The following is a 1,744-nucleotide window of genomic DNA, read 5'->3' as shown; positions in this document are numbered from 1 at the left end:
TGAAATAACGGGGAAAGATATTTATAGAGAATTGAAACAAGAAGTGTTTCCTGCGATTTGTAAGCATATAAATGAAATAAAAACTGAATATGAAGGAAGAGAAGAATTTGAGCCTTATAAGATAAAAGATGTTATAAAAGACAAGAGAATATATTTAAGTAGAATAAGTAGTGATGGAAAAGGAGAATCGCAAATAAAAACTTCTAGTAGTGAATTTAAATTAGATTTATCGATAGAAGATTGGTACGTGTACGATGATAATTATGGAACAACAGAAGAAAAATCATTTATAAAATATTTTAAAACTGAAATAAAACCTAAACTAGATAAAAAGAATCTTGAATATTATGTAATAAGAAATGAGAGATTTAGTGAACTTGCAATTTATTCATTTGACAAAGGTAAAAGATTTGAACCTGATTATTTATTATTCATAAAAAATAAAACTCTTGATGAAGGTAAGAATAAGGAATATCAAATTTATGCCGAACCAAAAGGAGAACATTTATTAGAAAAAGATAATTGGAAAGAAGAGTTCTTGCTTAAAATTGAAAAGAAACAAAAAATATCAAAAAACAATCAAAAAATAATAGGATTACCGTTTTTTTATGGAAAAGGGACTAAACTAAAAGAGTTTAGTGAAGCTGTTAATAAATTTTTGGAGAAAATTTGAGAACAATATTGAGATAAAGTAAAAGACAAGGAATTTAAAAAGAAAAAATATATCTAAAAATTTATAATGCAGTTATTTGGATATTTTAAAAAAAGTAATTTATTTAGCTAGTAAAGAGTCGGCTTTGAAGCTGGCTTTTTATTGTGTTAAAAAGTTAAAAAGATTTTTAAGTTGTAGAATAGAATTTATTAAAAGGAGAAAAAATGACATTACAGCAACTAAAATATGTAGTAACAGTCGCTGAAAAAGGGACATTAAGTGAGGCTGCAAAAGAGCTGTTTGTTTCACAGCCGGCATTGACGAAAGCAATAAAAGAGCTGGAAGATGAGATGAATATAACCATTTTTAACAGGACAAATAAAGGAGTAATTGTTTCACTTGAAGGAGATAGGTTTTTGGGATATGCTAGGCAAGTTTTGGAACAGACGGATTTATTGGAAGAAGAATATAAAAAAGGAAATAAGATAACTCGTAGGTTTTCGGTATCAACTCAACATTACTCATTTGCGGTAAATGCTTTTGTGGATGTGATTAAGAAATTTGGAGAGAATAAGTATGATTTTACGCTTCGGGAAACACAGACTAATGAAATTATTGAGGATGTAAGCAAGAGAAAAAGTGAAATTGGAATTTTATATACTTCGGGAGCAAATAAAACTGTAATTGAGAAAATGATAAAAAGAAATAACTTGAAATTTATTGAGCTATTTACTGCAAAGCCACATGTCTTTATTAGCTTTAATCATCCTTTAGCAAAAAAGGAAAGCATTAGTCTTGAAGATTTGAAGGAATATCCGTATTTGTCATTTGAGCAAGGAGATTATAATTCTTTTTATTTTTCAGAAGAAATATTGAGTACACTTGACAGAGATAAAAATATAAAAGTAAGAGATAGAGCTACTTTGTTTAATTTGGCAGTCGGGCTTAACGGATACACTGTGAGTACAGGAATAATTAGTAAAGAGCTAAATGGAGAAAATATTATTGCAAAACCGCTAGAAGTGGACGAATATATGAAAGTTGGAATTATAATGCAGAAAAATATTGAACTAAGTGTTTATGGGAAAGTTT

1 protein-coding gene and 1 pseudogene are annotated in these 1,744 nt (G+C 28.2%); both read left to right on the top strand.

Translation table 11 applies throughout. The annotated features are described in order from the left end of the window. A pseudogene (locus Q0370_RS08820) lies at nt 1-673 on the top strand (methylase); the annotation flags it as partial. 203 nt (nt 674-876) lie between these two features. Next, nucleotides 877-1,744 (top strand): LysR family transcriptional regulator (locus Q0370_RS08815; protein ID WP_299574763.1); only part of this gene is annotated, 868 nt, incomplete at its 3' end.

The sequence above is a fragment of the uncultured Leptotrichia sp. genome (assembly GCF_938036635.1).
Lineage (GTDB): Bacteria > Fusobacteriota > Fusobacteriia > Fusobacteriales > Leptotrichiaceae > Leptotrichia > Leptotrichia hongkongensis.
The sequence above is the reverse complement of the archived record's forward strand: the minus strand, read 5'-3'. Positions and strand labels throughout refer to the sequence as shown.